The sequence below is a fragment of the Mesobacillus sp. genome (genome assembly GCF_057785455.1).
Genome location: NZ_JBYNSB010000029.1, coordinates 58,719 through 68,176 on the forward strand (window position 1 = coordinate 58,719; position 9,458 = coordinate 68,176).

5 protein-coding genes are annotated in these 9,458 nt (G+C 42.5%); all 5 read left to right on the top strand.

Annotated elements, in window-relative coordinates; all coding sequences use genetic code 11:
* Positions 1–666: 666 nt before the first annotated feature.
* The 5 genes from AC3EBE_RS11165 (at position 667) to AC3EBE_RS11185 (ending at position 9,193) form a co-directional block, all read left to right on the top strand.
* Entirely contained in the window at positions 667–1,230 is a 564-nt protein-coding gene (locus AC3EBE_RS11165) for a competence protein ComK (protein WP_488595108.1), read from the top strand.
* A gap of 115 nt (positions 1,231–1,345) precedes the next feature.
* Positions 1,346–1,612 (top strand): IDEAL domain-containing protein, encoded by a 267-nt coding sequence (locus AC3EBE_RS11170; protein WP_488595109.1) that lies wholly within the window; start codon positions 1,346–1,348, stop codon positions 1,610–1,612.
* A gap of 174 nt (positions 1,613–1,786) precedes the next feature.
* On the top strand, positions 1,787–2,893 hold the full coding sequence (locus AC3EBE_RS11175) for an S-layer homology domain-containing protein (protein WP_488595110.1): 1,107 nt from the start codon (positions 1,787–1,789) through the stop codon (positions 2,891–2,893).
* Between the two features lie 111 nt (positions 2,894–3,004).
* On the top strand, positions 3,005–3,973 hold the full coding sequence (gene galE / locus AC3EBE_RS11180) for a UDP-glucose 4-epimerase GalE (RefSeq protein WP_488595111.1): 969 nt from the start codon (positions 3,005–3,007) through the stop codon (positions 3,971–3,973).
* Between the two features lie 312 nt (positions 3,974–4,285).
* Entirely contained in the window at positions 4,286–9,193 is a 4,908-nt protein-coding gene (locus tag AC3EBE_RS11185; RefSeq protein ID WP_488595112.1) for a S8 family serine peptidase, read from the top strand.
* Positions 9,194–9,458 lie beyond the last annotated feature (265 nt).

Genomic DNA, 9,458 nt, shown 5'->3' on the forward strand with positions numbered 1-9,458 from the left:
TAGCTTTATAACGAAGCCCAGAGATAGTAGAATAATTTGGTATTTTTGAAAACAGTTTAGGAGATAAGAATTTAGCGCGTTAAAGCTGTATAGCACTGGGGGTCAGACCCCCAGTGCTATACAGCTTTAACGCATTACCGTGCCGGGGGTCTGACCCCCAGTGCGGTGGTGTGGTGAAGGGGTTATGAATTTTTTGTGAACTGGAATTTTTCATTCTTTTGGAACTGGTTAGTTATATGGAAAGGTGATTAAAGGAGGGAACTGGGGTAGATTATATTGTTTTTCATAAGTCTAGGAATCATAAAATAGAGTTTTTGAGAAATGTCGAATTATTATAATGGAAAAGTAAAATGTGAGCAATCAGGGATTTCCCTAGTTAAAAGGCTAATAAACGGAAAGTTATTTCAATATAAAAATAATTGTATACAATAAAATGTCATTAAATCTATAATATACCTGTAATGGTATATATAAGAAGGGACTGAGTTTCCTTTCAAACAGGGAGGTGAGGAATTAAGACTGGTAAAGGTAAGTGATTTTACAACCCAGTGATCTTTACATAACAAGAAATTCCATACAGCATGATTACCATAAAAATAAAGTTGGCATCTGGCTAAGCTTTTCTAGTTACCTTTTTTCATCCAATTTCAGGAGGGTACTATTTTTATGATTAATAAGAATGTTGTGATTGAGCATTATCTGATTAATGAGCAAACGGAATTAATGACAGGAGAATATGTGGAAAATGGCCAGCAGTGGACGAGAGTGCTTGAAGGGAAGGAAACTTTCCTTGTTGCGGAACGGCCCCTTGAGATCATTAACAATTCACTTCTCTGCTTGGGTTCCAATTTTACCGCTGCCCGTGAAAGTTCGAAATATATACTCGGTGATTGTTACATGTGCCCTATTAAGGTGAATTGCAATCTGGGCATCTGGCTGTTCCCGACTAGATCGCATCGGGATGAGCACTGCATCTGGTTCTCCCTGGAGCATATTAAAGATGTGAAGCCAATGGGGATTAGAAGATCCCGTGTATATTTGAATAATAATCACGAAGTCGAAATTGAAATGAAGGCATCCGCATTTCGGAATAAAATAGATAAGACCAAAGAATTGAGAGCAAGCATGATGAGGAATGCCGAAAACTCAGTGACACTTTTATTGGAGCCGGAAAAAGGGTTCAAAATAATAGAGGGTACAGGCATAAATCCTTATGAAGTGAAGAAGTAAAATAACCGCGCCTGGCACCTTCCAAAAATTAGGATGGGATCAGGCACGTTTATTTTACAGGAAAAGGTGGGTATGTAGATAGTAACAATCTACCAAACCGAAAGAGGTGTTGAAGATGAACAATGACAAGAAATCGAATTTCTATAAGCCGGAAGAGCATCGAGGACTATTCATGGATATCTTAGAGACAGAGGACAACACACAGCACCTTTTGAATCAGGAAAAAACCAGATACACAAAAGGCGCGAATGATATTATCAAAAAAGTTCAGCGTGAATTTCTTGAAAAGAAAAGGGTAGAAGAAATCGACCTGGCATTGGAAAATCGGGATGAAGAACGTTTCATGGCTCTGACTTCAGAAGACTGGGAAGCGATCCTTTAAACACATCAGAGAATAAAATATAGGATAAAATGCGCATCTATTTTATGGATGCGCATTTTTTTTGTGGTTGCTGCCAAATGGGTCATTTGTACCATTTTTACCAATTTTTAGAGTTCTAAAAGGATTTTTTTGGAAATAGCTGATACCATATATTGGGTGAAAGGAGGAGTGAAGATGAAAAAACTACTATCATCTTTATTTGTGTTGGTATTATTTTTTAGCACTGTGTCGGCTGCCGCCGCTTCAGGCGGGGTGAAGGAGATGTCTGTTTCAACAGCGGCAGAGTCTGGCTTCCGCGACATCCCGAAAAATTATTGGGCACAGGATGAAATTGACTACTTAGTGGACTTGGGCATTATCAATGGATATGCTGATAAAACCTTCAGGCCAAATGACAAACTATCCCGCATCCAGATTGCTTTAATGGTGAGCAGAGCAAAGGGATACAGCCAGGCTGGCCGTCCGAATCCTAATTTAACAGATATTAAGCCAGGGCATAAATATTATTCTGTTGTTGCAACTGTTATGGATGAAGGACTGTTCTCAAGCGTCGTGAAAAATAATAAATTCGAGCCTGGAAAAATTGTAACGAGGGCAGAAATGGCATCTATTTTAGCAAAGGCTTATAATCTGAGCGGAATTTCAGCCAAGAAGTTTTCAGATGTACCTACAAGCCACTGGGCTTACAAATTTGTGCAGGCATTGGCAGCTAATGACATTACATACGGTATTACTGCCACAACCTTTGGTCCCAACAATGAAGTGAACCGTGTCCAATTCTCGGCTTTCCTGGCGAGGGCACTGAACGATATGTTCAAGGAAAATTCCAGGACGAATCCAACTCCAATTGGCTACAGCTGGGAGATTAAAGTGGATGATTGGCTGGATGGCTACAGGCATTACGAGATTGGTATTGTTGATGCCATCACCGACGGTCAGCAGGCATGGCAAATGATCCAGCAGGCAAACAGCTTCAATGAGCCGGCACCGGCTGGCAAGAAGTATGTCCTGGCAAAATTCTATTTCAAATTATATGATGCTGAAAAGCAGCCGTTCCAATTAAGCTATGTAAACATTGATGCGGTAAGCAAGAACGGCGTGCAATACGATCATCCTTCCATCGTAATCCCTGAACCGGACTTAAGCACCGATGTATATAAAGGCGGCGAGTTCGAAGGCTGGGCAGCATTCTTGGTGAATGCGACTGATGAGCCTGTACTTGTGTGGAATAAGGGGCTACAGGATGAGTTGTGGTTTGAACTTAAACGGGAACTAGATTAATAGTTTCCACAAAGAGCGGCAGATCAAATCCAAATTTTGGATAGTGTCTGTCGCTTTTTTTATAAGTATAGTAAACTAATTGGAAAGAAAGTTAATAAGGGAGAATGCCGTATGATTTTAGTTGTGGGCGGTGCCGGCTATATTGGCAGCCATCTCGTAGAAGAATTGGTAAAAACAAAAGAAGTGGTTGTGCTTGATAATCTTTCGACAGGCCATGAAAAATCTGTGGATCCACGGGCTGTTTTTGTGAAAGGGGATCTTGGGAACGAGGCAGATCTTGAATCTATTTTTACAAAATACTCAATTGAGGCAGTAATGCATTTTGCGGCAAACAGCCTTGTTGGCGAGTCTGTAACGGATCCGCTAAAATACTATGAAAATAATGTAGCGGCAACACTGACATTATTGAAGGTCATGATGAAGCATAATGTGAAAAACTTTATTTTTTCATCGACAGCGGCTACATATGGAATTCCGGATACTGATATGATCAGCGAGGAGAGCCCGACAGTGCCGATCAATCCTTATGGCCAGTCGAAGCTGATGGTGGAAAGGATTTTGGCTGACTTTGCAGCTGCCTATGATCTGCGTTACGTGGTCCTGCGCTACTTTAACGCTGCTGGTGCTAGCGCAACTGGCAGGATCGGCGAAATGCATGATCCGGAAACACATTTGATCCCGATCATCCTGCAGCATCTTTTAGGGCAGCGCGAGCAGATTTCCGTCTTCGGTGACGACTATGAAACTCCGGATGGGACATGCATCAGGGATTATATTCATGTGACGGACCTGGCGAATGCCCATATCGCGGCTTTGGAATCGCTGGTGAACGGACAAAACAGGACGGCCACATACAATCTCGGAAATGGCCATGGCTACTCTGTTAAAGAAGTCATTGATACCTGCGAAACAGTGACGGAGCGCAAAGCGAATGTCGTGATTGCTAAACGAAGAGCGGGCGATCCCGCCATGCTGGTTGCCTCTTCTAGTAAAATCCAGCAGGAGCTGGGCTGGAAGGCGGAACGCGGCCTGGAAGAAATTATATCAACCGCATGGGAATGGCATAAGAGTCTTGTATAGACTGCAATTTTAGTCGAAGAATGGCATGCTGCTATGGAAGCTGCTTGTTATTTTTGGTAGAAGATTGTCTGAATTTGTATTATAGTGTAATGGTACCGGTTTGATTCCAATTAATGGATGAACGCCGGTATTTTTTTGTTGAAAAATGAAATTTCTAATTCTTTTGAAATAGTATTCTAATAGATATTTACTACTAAAGTAATATATGGTATTAATTAAATAATCGGAATATTTATAAATTCCTAAATATTTAAGAAAGGAGTCATTTTCGATTTTTTTACTCTAGTAAAACTGCAGAATGGGGGAAAACGAGTGTTAAAGAAAGGTTTAGTTAGTGCTCTTGTCTTGTCGATGGCATTTTCAAATGCAGCCATGGCCGCTGTTCCAGAACCGGCAGCAAAGGTTAAGCCAAAGGTACAAAGAAGCCTGACTGATCCTGCTGTCAGCTATGAGCAGAATCAGAAAGTGCGTGTAATCGTAGAATTGAAGGACAAGCCAACGATTGACTTCGCTCAGAAAAAAGGTGTTAAGTACAGTGAGCTTGATGAAACAACTAAAGAAAATTTAGAAGCAGCAGCGCTTAAACAGCAGGAAGAAGTTGTATCTCAATTAAGCGCTAAAAAATTGAATGTAAATGTTCTCGAAAATTTTACAACAGTCGTGAATGGATTCAGTGCTGAAGTAGAATATGGGAACATTAAATTTATAAAGCAGCTAGAAAATGTTTCGGAAGTTTATATCACACATGAGTATAAGCGTCCTGAAACGAAGCCTGAAATGCTTTACAGTAAAGAACTGGTTGAAGCTCAGAAGGCATGGGATGACTATGGCTATAAGGGTGAAGGAATGGTTGTTGGTGTCATTGACACTGGTATCGACGTTAACCACAGAGACATGGTTCTTTCTGCTGAAACAGACGAAGAGCTTACAAAAACTGAGGTAGAACAAATCGCTAAGGAAAACGGCCTGAAAGGTAAGTACTATACGGACAAGGTCCCTTATGCTTACAACTATATGGATGACAACGATACAATCCTTGACCTCGGCAAGGATGCATCAATGCACGGTATGCACGTATCCGGAACTGTAGGTGCAAACGGCGATGAAGAAAACGGCGGAATCAAGGGTGTCGCTCCTGAAGCGCAGATCCTAGGCCTGAAGGTTTTCGGTAATGATCCTGAAATGCCATCTACATTCAGCGATATTTATGTAAAAGCAATTGATGATGCAATCAAGTTAGGCGTTGACGTCATCAACATGAGCTTAGGTTCAACTGCTGGCTTCGTTTTACCGGATGATCCCGAGCAAAAAGCTGTTCAAAAAGCAGTTGATAACGGTGTATTGATGTCCATTTCAGCAGGTAACTCTGCTCACTTCGGTAATGGATGGGCTGCTGCCAACCCTAGTCCGAATAACCCTGATATTGGAGTTTCTGGATCTCCAGGTGTTTCTTACAACTCTCTGCAGGTAGCATCATTCGAAAACAAGTTCATGGACCTTGATGCCATCACAGCGAAAATTGGAGAGGGAGAAAGCAAGTATCCATTCTTGTCTGCAGGATCTGTACATCCGAATGATCTTGAACAGAAATCATATGAAGTTGTGTATGCGGGCTTAGGTTCAGTTGATGAAGTAGCCGCTAAAGATTTAAAAGGTAAATACGCTTTAATCCAGCGCGGTACCTATGGTTTTGTTGAAAAGGCTTTAAATGCGCAGGCAGCAGGAGCTGCAGGTGTTATCATTTTTAACAATGCTGATGGATATGTAAACATGGCTTCTGATGCTGCTATCAAGATTCCGCAATTGTTCATGCTTAAGACTGATGGGCTGGCATTGAAGGCGGCTTTGGATGCAGGCACAGCTGTGACCCTGGAATTCAATGGCGATACAGCAAAGGCTTCCAACCCTTCTGCTGATAAGATGAGTGACTTTACATCATGGGGATTGACGCCAAACCTTGATTTCAAACCAGAAATCACTGCACCAGGCGGACAGATTTTATCAACATTGAACAATAACCAGTACGGGATGATGAGTGGTACATCAATGGCTGCTCCACATGTCGCCGGCGGTTCAGCACTAGTGCTTGAGCGCGTTGACTCTGAATTCGGCGTTAAAGGCCTTGCAAGAGTAAATCTTGCGAAAAATATCCTGATGAACACAGGTAAGCCTGTAGTGGATAAAGGCTTAATCAATGGAATGTTCGAATTCAATATCCCTTACTCTCCAAGACGTCAGGGTGCAGGTTTAATGCAGCTGCACGCAGCATTATCTACTCCTGTCGTTGTTGCTGAAAAAACAACTGGAGAAGCAAAAGTTACCCTGCGTGAAGTTGGCGACAAGGTATCTTTTACATTAAAGGCTAAGAACTATTCTGATGAAGCTGTTAGCTATAATGTTGGTGTAAATGTCCAGACTGACCTTGTTCTTTTCGGAGAAATGGGCTATGAAGCCAGCAAGCTTGAAGCACAGCCGTTGGAAGACGTACCAATGACTGTGAATGGCGTTGATTACGATGCTGATGAGAAACCAGTACTTGAACTTGCTGCTGGCGAGGAAAAAGAAGTAACAGTTGAGCTTGATTTAACTGCAGCAAAAGTTCTAAACCGTAATGCAAGTGGTTATGTTGCTGCAACAGAGGTTTTCAAAAACGGTTATTTCGCCGAAGGTTTTGTAACTTTGACTGACACAACTGATACACACCCTGAACTGACTGTACCTTATGTAGGATTCAAGGGTAAGTGGGGCCAGGCACCAATCGTCGATGCACCAATGTGGGATGCAAATTCATTCTACGGAATGACTGGACTATTGGATGAGAACTACAACTTCCTTGGATACGATTATTTTAACGATGAAGTGAAGCCTGAGATCATGGCATTCTCTCCAAATGGCGACGGCTCACAGGATAAAGTGATCCCGCTTGTTTCCTTCCTAAGGAACGCAAAGAAAGTAGAATATAATGTCCTTGATAAGGATGGCAACAAAATCCGTACGCTTCGTACTGAAAACAATGTAAGAAAGAACTACTATGATGGCGCAAGAAGCCCAGAGTATTCTTTAAACCCTGCAAGAGCTTGGGATGGAGTGGCTGATCTTAAGAAGGTTGCTGAAGGAGACTACTTCATCGAGGTTCGAGCGGTAGTTGACTACGAAGGCGCTGAATGGCAGTCATTCAAATTCCCTGTAAAAGTTGACGTAACAGCTCCAACAGTCGAAGCAGTTTACAATGCGGAAACTAAGGAACTGACACTTACGAATGCAGCTGACAATGAAAACGGAAGCGGCCTGGCATATGTGGACGTCCTTGTTGATGGCGAATCTGTACTTGATGAACCATTAAAAGGTAACGGCACATACACACTGGGCAAGATTGCGGAAACATCCTATGTTGATGTTGTTGCAGTTGACTATGCTGGCAACTTCACAGTTGTAAATGCACAGGATGCAGTTGATGCAGAAATTCCGGATGTACACGTATTGACTCCAGATGCATTTGGAACAATCAATACGAAAGAAACGGTAGTATCAGGCTGGGTTGCTGACAACTCTGGAATCCATGACCTGAAAGTAGCTGGACAAGCTGCAGATCTAGTTTATAACGCTGCTCAAAAGCGTTATGAGTTCTCAGCTAAATTGGCGTTTGATACTGATGGAGTCAAGAAGTTCGATGTAACAGCTGTTGATGGAAAAAATAACGAGATTTCATTCCAGCGTACATTATTCGTGGATTCAACTGCACCTACTTTAAAAGTTAAAGGAGCACCGGGAGCTGTTGCACCAACAGTTAATAAGGTTCCTGTATCACTTGAAGTAGCGGACAATTTCGATGAAATCCGTGTTTATGTAAATGGCAACGAAGTATTCTTCAACGAATTCCTTGAGCCATATGCAATGCGTGGATTCAATAAGACAATTGATGTTGAGTTGGATCTGAAGGACGGCGACAACAACTTTGTATTTGAAGTGACTGACCTGGCTGGCCACAAAGCCACAGAAAAAGTTACAATCAAAAAGCTAGTTGAAAGCGGAACTCCTGGCGGCGGAACAGTTCCTGGACCAGCTCCTGCTCCAGCACCTAGCTCTGACCTTGGTAAGGTTGAAGTAGACACTGCCAAAGGTGAAGCAACTGTTTCTGTTGATGAGCAGAAATTTGCTTCAGCACTTAACGATTCTTCAAGCAAGAATATAACTTTAGACTTGTCTTCTGTTTCAGACAAGGTGTCAACTGTTAACGCAAAACTTCCTGCTGATTCAGTTGCAAAGGCTGCAGAAAGCAAGAAGAGCCTGACATTAAAGAGCGGAAGCGAATCAGTTGACGTCCCAGCGGCTGTTTTAGCTGATCTTGCTAAAGAAAAAGGCAATGTTATCTTCACGATCGGCAAAGCAGCAGTGAAAGCTTCAGCTGCACAAGCACTTGCTGAAGTGAACCTGTCTGTAGTGGTTGAAAAGGATGGAAAGCAAACTGCTTATACGAAGTTCGATAAGCCTGTAGCTCTTTCAGTATCTGTAAAAGGCAAAACTTTCACAGATAAGCGCAAGGTTGCTGCATACGCTGTAACTGGCGGCAAGCTGGATTACGAAGGCGGTAAAGTAACTGGCGAAACATTCACATTCAAGACTCACCAGACTGGCAAATTTGCAATCTATGAAAACAGCAAGACTTTCAAAGATATCAAGACTCACTGGGCTAAAGATGAAATTGAAGTTTTAGCTTCCCGCGAGATCGTAAAAGGTAAGACAGATGAGCTATTCGCTCATGGCGAAAGCGTAACTCGTGCACAATTCGCTGTGCTTGTAGCACGTGCATTGAATCTTCCAACTGCTGAATACAAAGGAACATTCAAGGACGTACCTGCTAGCTTAACATGGGCAGCTAGTGAAATTGAAGCAGCAAACCAGGCTGGAATCATCTCCGGTATGGGCAATGGCAAATTTGCTCCTAACGAGAAGATTACTCGCGAACAAATGGCTGCAATGGTCATCAGAGCGATCCAGTACAAAGATGCTAGCGTTCTTGACGGAGTGAAAGCTCCTGCTTCCTTCAAGGACAGCAAGAACATCAGCAGCTTCGCGAAGGACTATGTAGGCCAGGCGGCAGCACTTAAGCTGGTAAACGGCTACGCAGACCAAACATTCGCACCAAAAGCAAGCACAACACGCGCACAATCAGCGGTCATCCTATACCGCATGCTTGACGCACTAGGCGAACTTAAGTAATAAGCAGTAAGCAAATAAACAAATGAAGCGATTTAACAAACTAAAGCATCACCGCACCGGGGGTCAGACCCCCGGTGCGGTAAAGTGGTAAAGCGACCCGAAAAGAACAGGCATCATCCAAATGTGATAAGCTCCCCCTAAGGTAGACAGATTAAAAAATAAAAATCTGTTTTCACTTAGGGGGAGCTTTTTGTGTCCAATAGATATTATTCTAGTCAGTTTAAATATGAAGCAATAACCGCATATAAAAATGGTGATTACACCA